Below are 16,459 nucleotides of genomic sequence, written 5' to 3'. Positions count from 1 at the left end.
GCGAGCCAGCGCCGGTTCCTGGACGGCTCAGCGGCTTTTCGCGATGGCCTCGTGCGCCAGCTTGACGACGTTGTCACGCGTGAAGCCGAACTTTTCCTGAAGTTTGGCAAGCGGGGCCGAAGCGCCAAAGGTGGACATGGTGACCATCGCCCCATCCATCCCGACATAGCGATCCCACCCCAGGGAGCCGGCTTGTTCCACCACCACGCGGGCGCGAACTGCACGCGGCAGCACGCTTTCGCGCCAGGCGGCATCCTGTTTTTCAAAGCGATACCAGCTGGGCATGGAGACCACGCGGGCGCGCAGGCCCTGTTCGCACAGGCTGCGCCAGGCCTCTACCGCCAGCGGCAGTTCGGAACCCGTGCCGATCAGGATCACCTCGGGATCGGCATCGCCGGCGCCGGGGCAATCGGCGAGGACATAGGCGCCGCGCGCCACGCCTTCGGCGCTGGCCATCTCGCTGCGATCGAGCGTGGGGATGGCCTGGCGCGAGAGAATCAGCGCAGTGGGCGTGTGCGTGCTTTCCAGTGCCAGGCGCCAGGCCACGGCCACTTCATTGGCATCACCCGGGCGAATGGTATCGAGGCCGGGAATGGCGCGCAGCGTGGCCAGGTGCTCGATCGGCTGGTGCGTCGGGCCATCCTCGCCCACGCCGATGGAATCGTGGGTGAAGACAAACACCGTGGGCACTTCCATGATCGCGGCCAGGCGAATGGGCGCGCGCATATAGTCGGCAAAGACCAGGAACGTGGCGGTGTAGGGCCGCAGGTATGACAGCGCCATGCCGTTGGCGATCGCGCCCATGGCATGTTCGCGCACGCCGAAATGCAGGTTGCGCCCGGCGCGATCGTCTGGTGAGAACGAGCGCGCGCCGGTGATCTCGGTCTTGGTGGAGGGAGAGAGATCCGCCGCGCCGCCAATCAGTGCGGGAAGATGCGGCGCCAGCGCGTTGAGCACTTTGCCACCCGCCTCGCGCGAGGCGAGGCCCTTGGCATCTGCGGGGAAGCTGGGCAGCGCATCCTGCCAGCCTTCGGGCAGGCGTCCGCCGCGCAGCAGGTCCAACTCCTTCGCCAGGGCGGGATAGACCGCGCGATAGCGTTCGACCATCGCCTCCCACGCCTCGCGCAAGGGGCGGCCGCGCGCGTCGATCGCGTCGGAAAACGCCTCCTTCACGCCATCGGGCACGTAGAATGTCTTGTCCTGCGGCCAGCCATAAGCGGCCTTGGTGGCGCGCACGCCGTCTTCGCCCAGCGGTTCGCCGTGGGCCTTGGCGCTGCCCGCACGGGGGCTGCCCCAACCGATCACCGAGCGGACGATGATCAGCGTCGGGCGGTCGGTGGTTTCGCGAAAACGTGCGAACGCCGCGTGCAGGGCGGGCAGATCGTTGGCATCCTCAACATGCAGCACCTGCCAGCCATAGGCGGCAAAGCGGGCGCCGACATCCTCGGTAAAGGCAATCTGCGTCGACCCTTCGATCGAGATCGTGTTGCTGTCATAGATCCAGCACAGGTTTGAGAGGCGCAGATGCCCGGCGAGCGAGGCCGCTTCGCCCGAAATCCCCTCCATCATGTCGCCATCGCCGCACAGGGCATAGACATCATGATCGAACAGCGGAAAACCTTCGCGGTTGAAATGCGCGGCCAGGCTCTGTTCGGCCATGGCCATGCCAACAGAATTGGCCACGCCCTGGCCCAGCGGGCCGGTGGTGGTCTCAACCCCGGTGGTCATGCGGTATTCCGGGTGGCCAGGGGTCTTGCTGTCCAATTGGCGGAACTGCTCGATATCGGCCAGGCTGACGGCGGGCTTGCCAGTCTTGGTGCCCTTGGCGTCGATTTCTTCCACGCCGGCGAGATGCAGCACGGCATAGAGCAGCATCGAAGCATGGCCGACCGACAGCACGAAGCGATCGCGGTTGGGCCAATCGGGGCAGGCCGGATCGGTGCGCAGCACATCGCGCCACAGCGCATAGGCCACCGGCGCCAGCGCCATCGGCGTGCCGGGATGGCCCGAATTGGCTTTTTGCACGGCGTCCATCGCCAGGGTGCGGATCGTGTCGATCGCCAGGCGATCGTCGTGCGACTGCATCTTGGCCGCCGGGGGGTGAAAGGTTGGGGCGCTGTCTGTCATCAAGGGATGTCCCGATAGGGCGGCCTGCGGCGCGCGGGGTATGAGGCAAGCAACGACCAAGGGCGTGCCCGGTTTCGCGGGCGTGGTGGGCCAACTGCGTTTTTTGCCTTTTTGTGCAGGAGCCTGTGCCGCGCTGCGGCGTTTGTTGCGGCATGGCGCGTGCCGACAAGAAGGATGCCGTGATGCCCCCTGCCGATCGACCCAACGACAGCCTGAGCGATGAAGATGCCTTGCGCGCGCGGGTTGATGCAGCGGTGCTGCCGCCGCCGATCGTCGGGTTCTGGCAGCGCGCGCATGTGCAGCTCAAGCCCGATGCCACGCGCACCGTGCTGCGCCCGTTCGACCTGGCCTATCCCGAAGGCTTTGGCGAGGAACCCGGCGACCGCGTGCGCGCGATTGTCGATCGCATTGCCGGGCTTGACGATGACGCCGTGACCCAGGCGCTGGCCTATATGAAGGAACTGCTCGACGCCCGGCATCGCGACGTACTGGCAACGCTGGAGCGGCGGGTCGGTGAAATCACCGCCATCGCTCCACAGACTGCGCAACTGGGCATCGGCCAGCGCCTGCTGGTGGGCGGCATGTTCCTGCAGGAATATGCGTTCGAGGCGGCGGCCCTGTTCAATCCTACGATCGTGCCGGCGCCTGATCAAAGCGACGCGCCGCCGGGCGGCATGCGCTTTATCTGCGCGCTGCGTGGCATTGGGGAGGGGCACGTATCCTCGATCACCTTCCGCACCGGCTGCTGGGATGGCGCTGCCGGGGTGACGATCGATCCGCCAGCGCCACTGGCCGCCTCGCCACGCATTGATGCGCAGGACGAAGACGGCACAGCACTGCGCCTGCATTTCGATAGCGCGCAAGACGTGTCGGAAGCCGTGCTCTTTCCGATGACGGCGGCGCAGGCGCGCGGGCTGGAAGACCTGCGCCTGGTGCAGTTCAGGCAGGACGATGGCACGGCCTGCTATCACGGTACGTTTACCGCGTTCGACGGGGTGACCGGGCGCACACAGATGCTCTCGACCAGCGATTTTCGCCGGTTCGACATCCGCACCCTGACCGGACGCGTGGCGTTGAACAAGGGCATGGCGCTGTTCCCCCGCCAGGTGGGCGGGCGCTATGCCATGATCGGGCGGCAGGACAACGAAAACATCTGGCTGATGCGATCAGACAGCCTGTGGCACTGGGACGAGGCCGAGCGGATCGTCTGCCCGCGCCATGTCTGGGAATTCGTGCAGATGGGCAATTGCGGCCCGCCGATCGAGATCGACGAGGGCTGGCTGCTGATGACTCATGGTGTGGGGCCGGTACGCAACTACACCATCGGCGCGGTGCTGCTCGATCGTGATGACCCATCGCGCGTGCTGGGCCGGGCGCGGCTGCCGCTGCTGCGCCCTGGCCCGGAACAGCGCGACGGCTATGTGCCCAACGTGGTCTATAGCTGCGGCAGCCTGGTGCTCGGCCGCCGCCTGCTGGTGCCCTATGGCATTGCCGACAACTTCGCGAGCTTTGTCAGTTGCGATCTCGATCCACTGCTGGTGGAGATGGATTGACCTATATCGTATTGCGATATAACTGCCGGCGCCGAGGAGAACGCCATGGCAGATCACACATCATCCCGCGAATGGGCCGCGCCGGGCTGGCGCAAGGCCGATCACAGCGCCGATATGCGCATGGTGGTGCTGGCGGCGATGGCCATGGTCGTGGGCACCGGCGGCGCGCTGGGTGCCTGGGCGCTGATGCGGTTGATCGCCATCGCCACCAACCTGTTCTGGTTTGGCCGGCTGTCCACGGCGCCGGTCGTTCCCGGTGACGCCCATCTGGGCGTGTTGATCGTGGCAGTGCCGGTGGTGGGCAGCCTGATCGTCGGCGTGATGGCGCGCTATGGCTCTGACAAGATCAGGGGCCACGGCATTCCCGAGGCGATCGAGACGATCCTCTATGGCGAAAGCCGGCTCTCGCTCAAAGTCGCGTTGCTCAAGCCATTATCGTCCGCCATCTCGATCGGCAGCGGTGGCCCGTTTGGCGCGGAGGGGCCGATCATCATGACCGGCGGCGCGATCGGTTCGCTGTTTGCGCAGTGCTTTCATCTCAGCGCGGCCGAGCGCAAGACACTGCTGGTGGCGGGCGCTGCGGCCGGGATGACCGCGATTTTTGCCACTCCGCTCGCTGCCGTGCTGCTGGCGGTGGAAGTGCTGCTGTTCGAATGGAAGCCGCGCAGCTTCGTGCCGGTGGTGATGGCCGCGCTGGTGGCCCATGCCTGGCGGCCGCTGCTGCTGGGCGCGGGGCCGATGTTTGCCCTGGCGGCTGGCGTGGCCCCGGTACCGGGCGTGGTGGGCCTGGCCGGTGCCCTGGCGCTGGGCGTGGTTGTCGGGCTGGAAGCGGCGGCGCTGTCGTGGCTGCTTTATCGCGTGGAAGACCTGTTCCACCGCCTGCCGCTGCACTGGATGTGGTGGCCGGCGCTTGGCGCGGTGGCCGTGGGCCTGGGTGGCCTCGCCGATGCGCGCGTGCTGGGCGCGGGCTATGGCACGATCCAGGCGCTGCTGGATGGCGCCCTGCCGGTGCGGGTGGTGATGACGCTGCTGCTGCTCAAGGCCACGGTGTGGCTGGTGGCGCTGGGTTCGGGCACATCGGGCGGCGTTCTGGCGCCATTGCTGATCCTGGGCGGCGCGGCCGGGTTCCTCGCGGGCCAGGTGCTGCCCGGCGGAGCGGCGGCCTGGGCGCTCTTGGGCATGGCCGCGATCATGAGCGGGGCGATGCGTGCACCGCTCACTGGCGCGCTGTTTGCCGCTGAACTGACCGGGCGGTTTGACCTGCTGCCCGCCGCGCTGCTGGCCGCAGGGGCTGCCTATGGCGCCAGTGTTTTGATCATGCGGCGCTCTATCCTGACGGAAAAGATCGCACGGCGTGGCCGGCATATCCTGCAGGAATACACGGTCGATCCGCTCGATCTGGTGCAGGCCGGGCAGATCATGACCCAAGGCGTCGATACCCTGCCCGGCACGATGACGATCGCGCAGGCCACGCAATTCCTGTCGGACCCGGCGCGCTATCGCAGCTATCCGGTGGTCGATGCTGGCGGGGTGCTGCTCGGCATGGTGTCGCGCGCCGATGCGCTGCGCTGGCAGGGCGACCTGGCCCTGGCCGAGGTGCGCCTGGCCGATGCCGTGTCTGACGCCGGGCAGGTGGTGGTGCATGCCGATACGCCGGCGGGCGCGGTGGCCGATCTGATCCTGGAAAGCGGCGAGGGCCGCCTGCCGGTGGTGGAACCGGGCAGCGGCCGCGTAATCGGGCTTGTCACGCGGCACGATCTGCTCAAGGCACGCCGCCGCGCGCAGCAGGCCGAAACCGGCCGCAGCCGCTTTGCCGCCATGCCTGCCTGAAGAGACACGCCGCCAATGACCGAGCCTGATCCTATGCCAGCGCCCTTGGGCGACGAAGACTATGCGGCGCTGGCCGATTTTCGCTTTGCGCTGCGCCAGTTTCACGCCTTTAGCGAGGCGCACGCCCAGGCCGCCGGCCTCACCCCGCAACAGCACCAGGCGTTGCTGGCCATTCGCGCCGGGCAGGCCGGCACGGTAACCGTGGGCCATGTGGCCGAGCGGCTGATCCTCAAGCCCCACAGCGTCACGGGCCTGATCGATCGCCTGGTCGCGCTGGGCCTGGTAGAGCGGCGGCCGGCTCCAAACGATCGCCGCCAGGCGCTGCTGGCGTTGACGCCGCAGGCCGATGCGGCGCTGGCGGCGCTTTCGGCGGTGCACCGTGAAGAGATCAGGCGCTTGCGGCCCATGCTGACGGCGCTGTTGGCGCGCGTTGACCGCATCGGCGGCGCGGCGCAGGAGGGATAAGGGACAATGCACGGGGGAGACTACGGGGCGTGAGCACAAGCGCGCGTTGGCATGGTGCCTTTGGCTGGGCGGGGGTGCAGCCGCGCCCGGCGGCCTGGCGGCTGGTTCATGCCTTTATCGGTGCCGTGTTCGGCATTTTCATCACGGGCTTTGTCATGCATCGCTGGGCCGCCGGGCAGGCGGTATCGGTGCCGCTGCTGGTGGCGCCGATGGGCGCTTCGGCCGTGCTGCTGTTCGGCGTGCCGGCCAGCCCGCTGGCGCAGCCCTGGGCGATCATCGGCGGCAACACGGTTTCGGCGCTGTGCGGCATCTTCTGGGCGCGATCTTTAGGCGATCCGACGCTGGCAGCCGGCCTGGCGGTGGCGAGCGCCATTGTGATGATGAGCCTGCTGCGCTGCCTGCATCCGCCCGGCGGCGCCGTGGCGCTGACGGCGGTGATCGGTGGCCCGGTGATCGCGGCGGCAGGCTGGCATTTCGCGCTGATGCCAGTGGCCATCAACTGCCTGCTGCTGGTGGCGGCTGGCTGGCTTTATAATCTCGCCACCAGGGGCAATTATCCCCACCATGTTCGCGCCGTGGCAGACCCTGCTACTGCGCCGGCCGCCGGCTACACCATGGCGGACGTGGAAGCGGTGCTGGCGCAATACGATGAACTGCTCGACGTCAGCAGCGAAGACCTCGACGCGCTGTTTCGCCAGGTGGAGGGGCGCGCCTATCGCCGCCTGCACGGGGTTATCCGCTGCGAACAGATCATGCGGGCTGACGCCACCACGATCGCCCCCGACGCGCTGTTGGATGTGGCGGCGCGCACGCTGGCTGCCCATGGCGAAAGCCTGCCGGTGGTGCGGGCCGACGGCCATGTTGCCGGCCTGTTGCGCGCCGACCAACTGGCTGTGGCCGCCGCCAGCGCTGGGCAGGATGCAACGGTTGCGTCTGTGATGGACGCAGCCCCGTGCCTGGCCAGCCCGGACCGTGCGATCGATGAACTGCTGCCGATCCTGTCGGGAGGCCTGCACCGCGAAGCCGTGGTGGTGGACGGGCAAGGCCGCTTCCTCGGCCTGATTGCCCAAACCGACCTGCTTGCCGCCCTGTGGCGCGGGCATATTGCCGAGGAAATCGCGCGGCATGCGGGATGAGGCGTTGCAGCTATGATCCAAAGGTTCAAGCGGGACCCCGGATCAAGTCCGGGGTGACGGTAAGTTCATAGATTATCTATATTTCCTCGTCACCCCGGACTTGATCCGGGGGCCCGCTGTTTTGTCGGCGCATCCCGTCAGGCGAACCCCTAGCGCGCGGCGGCCTGGCGTAGCCACGCGTTGACTCGCGCCACGTCGGCGGGAAGGGGGCGGGATAGAGGCTCTACCAGATGGTAGCCACGCGGGCTTGATAGTGGCCGCTCGGTCAGGCGCACCAGGTTGCCGGCGCGCACCAGATCGTCGATCAGCGGGGTCCAGCCCAGCGCCACGCCCTGGCCGAGCATCACGGCCTGCAGCACGATCTGATAGTTGTTGAACGCCAGTTCCTGCTTGGTGGCGGGCGGTGGCACGCCCATGCCGGCAAACCAGTCTGCCCAATCAAACCAGCGGGTCGGCCCTGCGCCGCGCAGATGCAGCAGGCGCATGCCGGCCAGCTCTGCCGGGGGCAGCGGGGCCGTGCGCGTGCCGAGATAGCTGGGCGCGCAGACCGGAAAGACCTCTTCGGCAAACAGGCGATGGGCGCGGCAACCGGGCCATTGACCATTGCCGAACAGCACGGCGAGGTCGAACTCGGTGCCCAGCGCGTCGCTGGTGCCCTGCCAGGTGATCAGGCGGATTTCCACCTCGGGCATCAGGTCGCTCAACTCGCCGATGCGCGGCATCAGCCACCATGCGGCAAAGCCGAAATCGGTGAGGATCGTGACAGTGCGGGTGCCCTTGTGCCGCCGCGCGCTGGCCACGCCGCTGGCCAGCGATTGCAGCCCTTCTTCCACGCGCGGCAGCAGCCGTTCGCCCGCCTGCGTCAGTTCCACGCCGCGATGGTGGCGGGCAAACAGCGTCACGCCCAGTTCTGCCTCAAGATGGCCGATATGCTGGCTGATCGCGGCCTGGGTCATCGCCAGTTCGCGTGCCGCGCCCGAAAAGGTGCCGCGCCGGGCCGCGGCCTCGAACACCAAAAGGCCGCGCAGAGGCAGGCGTGCATAGGTTCCAGGCGCAAGTTCCACTTATGCCCCCTTAAGCAGACAACGGCTTCACCGCTGCTCTGCCTTGGTTCTAGCTTATGCCTTGCGATTTGCCAAAAGGGATTGATGGGGATGACCGAGGCGCCGAATTTTCTGTTCCTCATGGCCGACCAGATGATGGCCGATGCCTTGCCGTTCATGGGGCAATGGCCGGTCCATGCGCCACGGCTGGCGGCGCTGGCAGAACGTGGCGTGGTGTTTGCCAATGCCTATTGCCCCAGCCCGCTGTGTGCGCCCTCGCGCTTTTCGCTGATGGCCAGCCAGTTGCCCTCGCGCATCGGTGCCTATGACAATGCCGCTGAATTTGCCGCCGATACGCCCACCATGGCGCATTATCTGCGCGCTGGTGGGTGGCACACGATCCTGGCGGGCAAGATGCATTTCGTTGGCCCCGACCAGTTGCACGGGTTTGAAGAGCGGCTGACCACCGACATCTATCCCGCCGATTTCGGCTGGACGCCCGACTGGTCGCGCCCCGATCATCGGCCCACCTGGTATCACTCGATGGATTCGGTCGTCACTGCCGGGCCGACGGTGCGCACCAACCAGATCGATTTCGACGAGGAAGTGGTTTTCACCGCGCGGCGCAAGCTGTTCGACATTGCGCGCGATCCGGCGAAGCGGCCGTTTTTCCTGGTCGCTTCGCTCACCCATCCGCACGATCCCTTTGCCATCCAGCGCCGCTATTGGGACCTCTATGACGGCGTTGAAATCCCCATGCCGCGCATCGGGCGCGGCGACGTGGTCGATGATCCCCATGCGCAGCGGCTGCGCCATGTGTGCGGCACCGACCTGATGCCGGTGACCGAGGAACAGGTGCGGGCCGCGCGGCGCGCCTATTTCGGCGCGATCAGCTTTGTCGACGAACAGTTCGGCCTGATTCTCGACACGCTGGATGAAACCGGCCTGGCTGAAAACACCGTGGTGGTGGTGAGCGGCGACCATGGCGAGATGCTGGGCGAGCGTGGGCTGTGGTACAAGATGAACTTCTTCGAAAACGCCGCGCGGGTGCCGCTGCTGGTCCATGCCCCGGCCCGCTTTGCCGCGAGGCGGGTAGAGGCGGCGGTGTCGACTCTCGATATCCTGCCCACGCTGCTCGATCTGGCGGGATTGCCGCCCGCCGACGCGGCCCCGATCGACGGGCACAGCCTGGTGCCGCATCTGCGCGGCGAAGACGGCCACGACCTGGCGCTGGGCGAATACCTGGGCGAAGGAGCGATCGCGCCAATGGTGATGATCCGGCGCGGCGACTGGAAGTTCGTGCACTGCCCGACCGATCCTGACCAGCTTTACAACCTGGCCGACGATCCTGACGAGACCTGCAACCTTGCCGCCGAGCCGGCCCAGGCCGATCGCGTGACGGCCTTGCGCGCGGAAGTGGCCGAGCGCTGGAACCTGCCGCTGATCGAAACGCAGGTGCTGGCCAGCCAGAAACGCCGCCATCTGGTGGCGCGGGCCAATGCGGCCGGCGCGTTGACCCATTGGGACCACCAGGTGCCGCGCGATGCCTCGCGCGAGTATATCCGCGCGCATATGGATCTGGAATTGCTGGAAGCGGTTGCGCGCTTCCCGCGCGTGCGCTTCGATTGATCGCCTGGCAGGCCAGCGCATCGCGCACATACGGGGGGACGCGGCAATGGGGGTAGCGATGGCAGGATCGGCCGATGCGGCCCCCGGCACTGTGGCGGCGGGATCTGGCGGCCCGCGCCCGGCGCTCTCGCTCGCGGCGATCGGTGCGGGCACGGCTGCGGCGCATATCGGCAACAATTTCACCACCTTCCTGGTGGGCGGGTTGATCGATGCCTATGGCTTTACCGCCGGGGCGATGGGCCTGTTCGCGATGCTGGAAACGCTGGCCTATGGCGCGGCGATGCTGGGCGTGGCGCGCTGGGGCAGCCGGCTGGCGCCGCGCTGGCTGGCGCTGGGCAGCACCGTGCTGGTGGTGGCGGCCCAGGCGCTTTCCGGGCTGGGCGGGGTCTTGCCGCTGCTGCTGGCCGGGCGGCTGGCCACCGGCTTTGGCTTTGGCGTGATGAACGGGGCGGTCAACCTTGCCGCCGGGCGCACCGCGCATCCGGCGCGGGCCATTTCGGTGGGGATCGCCTGCCAGACCGTGCTGTTTGCCTTGGTCAACATTGTCTTGCCGCAAGTGGCGGCGCGCCATGGCCTGATGGCGATGTTTGGCGCGCTGGCTGGTCTGTCCTTGCTGCTCGGCCTGGGCACGCTGGCGCTGCCGGCCACGGCCCTGCCCAAGCTTGCCGGCGCGAGGGCGCAGCGGCCGATCAGCCCGGCGGGATGGCGCCTGTTGCTGGCCATGGGCCTGTTTGCTGGGGGCAGCCTGTCGATCTGGCCGTTCATGGAACGCGCCGCCCACGCCATTGGCCTGCCCGCCACCACGTTTGGCTGGTTTCAATCGCTGGCCACGATCACCAGCGCCTTGGGCAATGCAGCGCTGGCCGTGGTAATCACCCGCCTGCCGCGCCGCGCGCTATTGGGCGGTGGGCTGATTGCCTGTGCGTTGTCGTGCGCGCTGTTGACCACGGCGGGCATTGCCTGGGTCTTTGCCGTGGCGCTGGTGGTGTTCAATGCCAGCTGGTTCATCGCCTATCCGATGCTGCTGGGCCTGGCCTATGACCAGGAACCCGATGGCCGGCTGGCGGTGATGATGACGGCCACCTGGCTGCTGGCGCAATCGGTCGGCGCGCTGGGGGCGGGCCTGATGGCCGATGCCACCGGATCGTTTGCCGGGGTCGGGCTGGTGGGGTTTGCCGGTTGCGCCCTGGCGCTGGGCCTGGCCATGCCGCTGGCACGCGCCCGGCCGCACTGCCCCTGAGATGGTCTGGGCCCTTGACAGTGTGCCTGGGGCGCTCTCTGTGCTGGGGGAATGACCGCCGCTGCCGATCCTTCGCCGCCCGCCCTGCCGATGCACGAGCGCATCCGCCAGGAAATCGAGGGCCGCATCCTGGCCGGTGACTTGCGCCCGGGCGAACGCATTCCGTCGGAACTCGAGCTGATGGCGCACTATGGCTGCGCGCGGATGACGGTGAACAAGGCGCTGTCACGTCTGGCGGAAAGCGGGTTGCTCGATCGGCGCAAGCGTGCCGGCACATTCGTGGCGCGGCCGCGCACGGTTTCCATGGTGCTGGATATTCCCGATCTGGCGCAGGAAGTGCAGGGGCGCGGGCAGGCCTATGGCTTTCGCCTGCTGTCGCGCAGCCTGGGTGATACCGCCAGCGATGCAGAGGCGGCGGCCGAACTCGGCCCGGTCGGCCCGATCCTGCGGCTGTCGGGCCTGCACCTTGCCGATGGCGCGCCGCTGGCCTTGGAAGAGCGCGTGATCAACCTGGCGCTGGTGCCCGGCATGGCCGAGGTGGATTTCACCACCGATCCCCCTGGCGGCTGGCTGCTGCGGCACATTCCCTGGACGGAAGCGGAAAACCGCATCGGCGCGGATTCCGCCAGCCGCGACCAGGCACGCGCCCTGGGCGTTGCTGCGGGCGCGGCCTGCCTGGTGGTGGCACGGCACACCTGGCGCGGGGCCGATAGCGTCACGTTCGTGCGTCAGACATTCGTGGCCGGCGCCTATGAACTCGTGGCGCGGTTCGGCCCGACCCGATAAGCCGTGATCTTGCGCTGATCCTGCAGATGCTGCACGATCGGCGCATGGATAGGATCGATCACCGCATTCTTGCGCATCTTCAGGCCGATGCCTCGGCCAGCCATGCCGATCTGGCAGAGGCGGTGCACCTTTCGCCCTCGCAATGTTCGCGCCGCATCGCCCGCCTCCGCGAAACCGGGGTAATCCGGGGGCAGGTAGCCCTGCTCGACGAAGCGGCGCTGGGCCTGGGGGTCGAGGCCTATGTCACCGTGACCATGGCGTCCTATGCGCGCGAGGTGGTGGGCGGCTTTCACGAGCGAATTGCCGGCCTGCCCGCCGTGGTCGATTGCTGCGCCCTGACCGGCGACGCGGACTATCTGCTGCGCATCGTGGCGCACGATTTGGCCGCCTTCACGACCCTGCTCAACGAAGAGATCCTGGGCCATGGCGATGTGGCTAACTTGCGCTCGTCCATCGTGCTCGACCGGATCAAGCGGACCACCGCGCTGCCATTGCCTGCGCCGCATGGTTGACGCGTTCAAGGGCTCCGTTATGCGCTGATCACGCAGGCATAGGCGGTTTTACGTCCAACTTCGCGCGGACCGTGCATCGCCTTTGGGCTAGAATGTCTCCAAACACGGTGGCTGCCGCGCCGGCACGCCCCTGCTGGTGGAGAGACACGCGCCATGGCCGCATCGACCGATCTGTTTGAAAACCCCCTGGGCCTCGACGGGTTCGAATTCATCGAATTTGCCAGCGCCGATCGCGGCAGCCTGGGCCCGGTGTTCACCGCCATGGGCTTTACCCACATCGCTAACCACCGCAGCAAGGATGTGGAACTGTGGCGGCAGGGCGGGATCAACCTGATCGCCAACTATGAAAAGCGCAGCCCGGCTGCCTATTTTGCGGCCGAGCATGGCCCCTCGGCCTGCGGCATGGGCTGGCGTGTGCGCGATGCGGCCAAGGCCTATGCCGCCGCGCTGGAACGCGGGGCAGAGCCGGTCGACGTGAAGACCGGCCCGATGGAACTGCGCATTCCCGCCATTCGCGGCATCGGCGGATCGATCATCTACCTGGTCGATCGCTATCACGGCGGGCAGTTCGGTGACCTGTCGATCTATGACATCGATTTCGTCTATCTGCCGGGGGTGGATCGCCAGCCGGTGGGCGCGGGTTTCCACACGATCGATCACCTCACGCACAATGTCTATGGCGGGCGCATGGCGCACTGGGCCAGCTTCTACGAGCGCGTGTTCGGTTTTCGCGAGATTCGCTATTTCGACATCAAGGGCGAATATACCGGCCTCACCAGCCGGGCGATGACCGCGCCCGATGGCAAGATCCGCATCCCTCTCAATGAGGAATCGCAAAAGGGTGGCGGCCAGATCGAAGAGTTCCTGCGCGCCTACAATGGCGAAGGCATCCAGCACATCGCCTTTGCCTGCGACGACTTGATTGCAGGCTGGGACACGCTCAAGGCCAGCGGCACGCCTTTCATGACGCCGCCGCCCGCCACCTATTACGAGATGCTGGAAGAGCGCCTGCCCGGTCATGGTGAGCCGGTGGACGAGTTGCAGAAGCGTGGCATCCTGCTCGATGGTTCCACCGTGCAGGGCGATCCGCGCCTGCTGCTGCAGATCTTTTCGGAAACGCAGATTGGCCCGGTGTTCTTTGAATTCATCCAGCGCAAGAAGGACGAGGGCTTTGGCGAGGGCAATTTCACCGCCCTGTTCGAAAGCATGGAGCGCGACCAGCTGCGCCGCGGTGTGCTCAAGGTGGGGGAGGATGCCTGATGGACGCGATTTCAACCGCTGCGCCTGACAGCACGGCGCTGAATACGCAGCCCCCACTGCTCGGCGGGGTGCATCACGTTGCCTATCGCTGCCGCGATGCCAAGGAAACAGTGGAGTGGTACGGCCGCGTGCTGGGCATGGCCTATACCACGGCCTTTGCCGAGGATCATGTGCCGTCGACCGGCGCATTCGATCCCTACATGCACGTGTTCCTCGATGCCGGCGCCGGGAATGTTCTGGCCTTCTTCGAGCTGCCCAACCAGCCCGAGATGGGCCGCGATCCGGCTACGCCCGCCTGGGTGCAGCACCTGGCGTTCAAGGTGGCTGACGAAGCCACGCTGCTGCGCGCCAAGGCCCATATCGAGGCGCAGGGCATCGACGTGCTTGGCCCCACCTGGCACGGGCTGTTCAAGTCGATCTATTTCTTCGACCCCAATGGCCATCGCCTGGAACTGGCCTGCGATATCGGCACGGCCGAACAGGTGGAGATGGCCCGCGCCGTGGCGCCGGCCATGCTGGAGGAATGGGCGCAGACCCGCCGCGCCCCGCGCCACGCTGCCTGGCTGCATGCCCAGCCCGACGAGGGCAGCGAGGCATGATCGACCACACCCACGATGCCCGCGCGCAAAGCTGGGTAGACGGCGCCGCCGGCCATCCCGATTTCCCGGTACAGAACCTGCCGCTGGGCGTGTTCTCGCACAAGAATGGCGACACGGGCCCGCGCATCGCCACCGCGATCGGTGATCATGTGGTCGATCTCGCCGGCCTTGCCGCCGATGGCGCGCTGCCGGCCGGGCTGGCTGCGGCGCTGGCGCAACCCACGCTCAACGCCCTGTTCCGTCTGGCCGAGGCAGACCGCGTGGCGCTGCGCCATGCGCTGTTCGCGCTGCTGTCGAGCGAGCGTTGCCGCCTGAAAGTGACGCCGCATCTCTATCCGGCGGCCGATGTCGTGCTGCATCTGCCGTTCGCGATCGGCGATTACACCGATTTCTATGTCGGCATCCATCACGCGACCGCTATCGGCAAGCTGTTCCGCCCCGACAATCCCTTGCTGCCCAACTACAAGCATGTGCCGATCGGCTATCACGGCCGGGCGTCTTCGGTGCGGGTTTCGGGCACGGCGGTGGTGCGGCCATGGGGCCAGCTTAAGGCGCCCGATGCCGATGCGCCCGTCCATGCTCCGTGCCGGCGCCTGGACCACGAGCTGGAACTGGGCCTGTGGATCGCCGGCGACAATGATCTGGGCGCGCCGGTGCCGATCGGCACGGCGTGGGAGCGGATCGGCGGCCTCTGCCTGCTCAACGATTGGTCGGCGCGCGATATCCAGGCCTGGGAATACCAGCCGCTGGGGCCGTTTTTGGCCAAGAACTTTGCCACCACGGTCTCGCCCTGGGTGATCACTGCCCAGGCACTGGCCCCGTTCCGCACCGCGCCACAGCCGCGGCCGGCAGGCGATCCGCAGCCATTGCCCTATCTGCGCGAGGAGGGCGAAGGCGCCCTGGCGATTACCCTGGAAACCACGCTGCGCACCGCCGCCATGCGCGCGGCCGGGCTGCCGCCGCACCGGCTCAGCCACGGCAACAGCCACGCGGCGATGTATTGGACCCCGGCGCAGATCGTGGCGCACCATGCCTCGAACGGTTGCGATCTTCATGCCGGCGATCTGCTCGGCACGGGCACGCTGTCTGGCCCCACGCCCGAAAGCGCGGGCAGCCTGATGGAACTGAGCCAGGGCGGCAAGGCGCCGCTGCCCCTGCCGGGCGGGGAAAGTCGCACTTTCCTGGAAGACGGCGACGAATTGGCGCTCCATGCCCGGGCAGAGCGGGATGGTTTTGCCACGATCGGGTTTGGCCCTTGCGTGGGGCAGATCATGCCGGCGCGCCAGCCGTGGGCCTGACGCTTCACGGCTATTGGCGTTCCGGCGCGGCCTGGCGGGTACGCCTTGCGCTGGCGCTCAAGGGGCTGGAGCATGCCACCTGCGCGCACGACTTGCGCACCGGTGCGCAGCGGGCCGATGGCTATCGGCAGCTCAATCCGCAGGGCCTGGTGCCCGCGCTCGATTGTGGCGAGGCCGGCGTGCCGCCGCTGACGCAGTCGCTGGCGATCATCGAATGGCTGGAGGAAACCCACCCGGCGCCCGCGCTGCTACCAGGGGATGCGCTGGGCCGCGCGCGGGTTCGGGCGATGGCCCAGATCATTGCCTGCGACGTGCACCCGCTGGGCAACTTGCGCGTGTTGCAGGCTCTCAAGGGTGATATCGGCGCCAGCGAAGACCAGGTGCAGGCCTGGCTGGCGCGCTGGATGGGCAATGGCTTCGCCGCGCTGGAGGCCATGGTCACGCGCTGGGGCGCCGGCTTTGCCTATGGCGATGCGCCGGGTCTGGTCGAATGTTGCCTGGTGCCGCAGCTTTACGCCGCGCGCCGCTTTGGCGTGTCGCTCGATGCCTTTCCCCGCCTGGTGGCGATCGATGCGCGCTGTGCCGCGCTGCCCGCCTTTGCCGTCGCCCACCCCGCTGTCCAGGCAGACGCCGATCAGGCGTGATCGGCGGCTGATGCGCCCGGTGCCTCGGCCACGGCCGGCGGAAACGGAAAGCGCCCGTCCTGCACCACCTGTTCCAACGCGCTGGCGTTGAGGATCAGGCCGCTATCGGTGACGATGCGGAAGCTTTTGCGCGTGTCGATGTTCCAGCGCAGCATCAGGCGGACGATCTTGGCCAGCGGTTCGGGCCGCACACTTTCCACTTTAATGAAGGGCTTGGGCTCGGCCTCACTGTGTGTGGCAGACCATTCAAGCCAGGCACGCTGCGTCCAGTCGATGGTCATGACCGCCCCCTGTTATTGCGGTGCAAATGAAACTAAATGCACAGCAAAAGTTGTGG

General features: G+C 67.3%; 15 protein-coding genes. 12 read left to right on the top strand and 3 right to left on the bottom strand.

The features are described 5' to 3' along the window. Positions 1 to 27 precede the first annotated feature (27 nt). Positions 28 to 2,127, bottom strand: coding sequence for a transketolase (tkt, locus tag SCA01S_RS11760; RefSeq protein WP_062785747.1), 2,100 nt, complete (start codon positions 2,125 to 2,127; stop codon positions 28 to 30). Positions 2,128 to 2,279: 152 nt separating this feature from the next. Between tkt and SCA01S_RS11755 the strand changes: the two genes are divergently transcribed. From SCA01S_RS11755 to SCA01S_RS11740, 4 genes are read left to right on the top strand one after another with little or no spacing between them, the layout of a single operon-like run. Then, the gene (locus SCA01S_RS11755; protein WP_245652531.1) at positions 2,280 to 3,680 is read left to right on the top strand and encodes a glycoside hydrolase family 130 protein; all 1,401 of its coding nucleotides are present in this window, start codon (positions 2,280 to 2,282) and stop codon (positions 3,678 to 3,680) included. A gap of 45 nt (positions 3,681 to 3,725) precedes the next feature. Continuing rightward, a complete protein-coding gene (locus SCA01S_RS11750) occupies positions 3,726 to 5,510 on the top strand; it encodes a chloride channel protein (protein ID WP_062785745.1) in 1,785 nt (594 codons plus the stop codon). A gap of 15 nt (positions 5,511 to 5,525) precedes the next feature. After that, complete coding sequence (locus SCA01S_RS11745; protein WP_245652530.1) at positions 5,526 to 5,975, top strand: MarR family winged helix-turn-helix transcriptional regulator; 450 nt, start codon at positions 5,526 to 5,528, stop codon at positions 5,973 to 5,975. Between the two features lie 29 nt (positions 5,976 to 6,004). Next, entirely contained in the window at positions 6,005 to 7,111 is a 1,107-nt protein-coding gene (locus tag SCA01S_RS11740) for an HPP family protein (RefSeq protein WP_245652529.1), read from the top strand. Between the two features lie 149 nt (positions 7,112 to 7,260). Here the strand turns inward: SCA01S_RS11740 and SCA01S_RS11735 are convergent, their stop codons facing one another. Then, positions 7,261 to 8,175 carry a choline sulfate utilization transcriptional regulator gene (locus SCA01S_RS11735; protein ID WP_062785743.1) on the bottom strand — a complete coding sequence of 305 codons (915 nt, stop codon included), beginning with the start codon at positions 8,173 to 8,175 and terminating at the stop codon, positions 7,261 to 7,263. A 90-nt stretch (positions 8,176 to 8,265) separates the two neighbouring features. Between SCA01S_RS11735 and betC the strand changes: the two genes are divergently transcribed. The 8 genes from betC (at position 8,266) to maiA (ending at position 16,122) form a co-directional block, all read left to right on the top strand. Then, positions 8,266 to 9,783, top strand: coding sequence for a choline-sulfatase (gene betC / locus SCA01S_RS11730; protein ID WP_062785741.1), 1,518 nt, complete (start codon positions 8,266 to 8,268; stop codon positions 9,781 to 9,783). A gap of 58 nt (positions 9,784 to 9,841) precedes the next feature. Then, positions 9,842 to 11,023, top strand: coding sequence for an MFS transporter (locus SCA01S_RS11725; protein ID WP_062785739.1), 1,182 nt, complete (start codon positions 9,842 to 9,844; stop codon positions 11,021 to 11,023). Between the two features lie 51 nt (positions 11,024 to 11,074). After that, entirely contained in the window at positions 11,075 to 11,809 is a 735-nt protein-coding gene (gene hutC, locus SCA01S_RS11720) for a histidine utilization transcriptional repressor HutC (RefSeq protein WP_062785737.1), read from the top strand. 44 nt (positions 11,810 to 11,853) lie between these two features. Further along, entirely contained in the window at positions 11,854 to 12,321 is a 468-nt protein-coding gene (locus SCA01S_RS11715) for an Lrp/AsnC family transcriptional regulator (RefSeq protein WP_054130365.1), read from the top strand. Positions 12,322 to 12,474: 153 nt separating this feature from the next. Then, entirely contained in the window at positions 12,475 to 13,581 is a 1,107-nt protein-coding gene (gene hppD / locus SCA01S_RS11710; protein WP_054130364.1) for a 4-hydroxyphenylpyruvate dioxygenase, read from the top strand. Beyond that, on the top strand, positions 13,581 to 14,180 hold the full coding sequence (locus SCA01S_RS11705) for a VOC family protein (RefSeq protein ID WP_062785735.1): 600 nt from the start codon (positions 13,581 to 13,583) through the stop codon (positions 14,178 to 14,180). The genes hppD and SCA01S_RS11705 overlap by 1 nt, the downstream gene beginning before the upstream one ends. After that, positions 14,177 to 15,478 carry a fumarylacetoacetase gene (fahA, locus tag SCA01S_RS11700; RefSeq protein ID WP_062785733.1) on the top strand — a complete coding sequence of 434 codons (1,302 nt, stop codon included), beginning with the start codon at positions 14,177 to 14,179 and terminating at the stop codon, positions 15,476 to 15,478. Before SCA01S_RS11705 ends, fahA begins: the two co-directional genes overlap by 4 nt. Then, on the top strand, positions 15,475 to 16,122 hold the full coding sequence (gene maiA / locus SCA01S_RS11695) for a maleylacetoacetate isomerase (protein ID WP_062785979.1): 648 nt from the start codon (positions 15,475 to 15,477) through the stop codon (positions 16,120 to 16,122). Before fahA ends, maiA begins: the two co-directional genes overlap by 4 nt. On the opposite strand, the gene SCA01S_RS11690 is transcribed toward maiA, so the two are convergent. Beyond that, positions 16,113 to 16,403, bottom strand: coding sequence for a hypothetical protein (locus SCA01S_RS11690; RefSeq protein WP_054130362.1), 291 nt, complete (start codon positions 16,401 to 16,403; stop codon positions 16,113 to 16,115). The two genes, maiA and SCA01S_RS11690, sit on opposite strands and share 10 nt — an antisense overlap. Positions 16,404 to 16,459: the final 56 nt, after the last annotated feature.

The organism is Novosphingobium capsulatum NBRC 12533, from assembly GCF_001598375.1.
Taxonomy (GTDB): Bacteria; Pseudomonadota; Alphaproteobacteria; order Sphingomonadales; family Sphingomonadaceae; genus Novosphingobium; species Novosphingobium capsulatum.
This window is presented reverse-complemented; position numbering and strand designations above follow the sequence as displayed.

Coding starts and splice junctions, on each gene's coding strand:
- hppD (WP_054130364.1), top strand. CDS start 12,475: ATGGCCGCATCGACCGATCTGTTTGAAAACCCCCTGGGCCTCGACGGG.
- betC (WP_062785741.1), top strand. CDS start 8,266: ATGACCGAGGCGCCGAATTTTCTGTTCCTCATGGCCGACCAGATGATG.
- SCA01S_RS11725 (WP_062785739.1), top strand. CDS start 9,842: ATGGCAGGATCGGCCGATGCGGCCCCCGGCACTGTGGCGGCGGGATCT.
- hutC (WP_062785737.1), top strand. CDS start 11,075: ATGACCGCCGCTGCCGATCCTTCGCCGCCCGCCCTGCCGATGCACGAG.
- fahA (WP_062785733.1), top strand. CDS start 14,177: ATGATCGACCACACCCACGATGCCCGCGCGCAAAGCTGGGTAGACGGC.
- SCA01S_RS11755 (WP_245652531.1), top strand. CDS start 2,280: ATGGCGCGTGCCGACAAGAAGGATGCCGTGATGCCCCCTGCCGATCGA.
- tkt (WP_062785747.1), bottom strand. CDS start 2,127: ATGACAGACAGCGCCCCAACCTTTCACCCCCCGGCGGCCAAGATGCAG.
- SCA01S_RS11745 (WP_245652530.1), top strand. CDS start 5,526: ATGACCGAGCCTGATCCTATGCCAGCGCCCTTGGGCGACGAAGACTAT.
- SCA01S_RS11715 (WP_054130365.1), top strand. CDS start 11,854: ATGGATAGGATCGATCACCGCATTCTTGCGCATCTTCAGGCCGATGCC.
- SCA01S_RS11705 (WP_062785735.1), top strand. CDS start 13,581: ATGGACGCGATTTCAACCGCTGCGCCTGACAGCACGGCGCTGAATACG.
- SCA01S_RS11690 (WP_054130362.1), bottom strand. CDS start 16,403: ATGACCATCGACTGGACGCAGCGTGCCTGGCTTGAATGGTCTGCCACA.
- SCA01S_RS11750 (WP_062785745.1), top strand. CDS start 3,726: ATGGCAGATCACACATCATCCCGCGAATGGGCCGCGCCGGGCTGGCGC.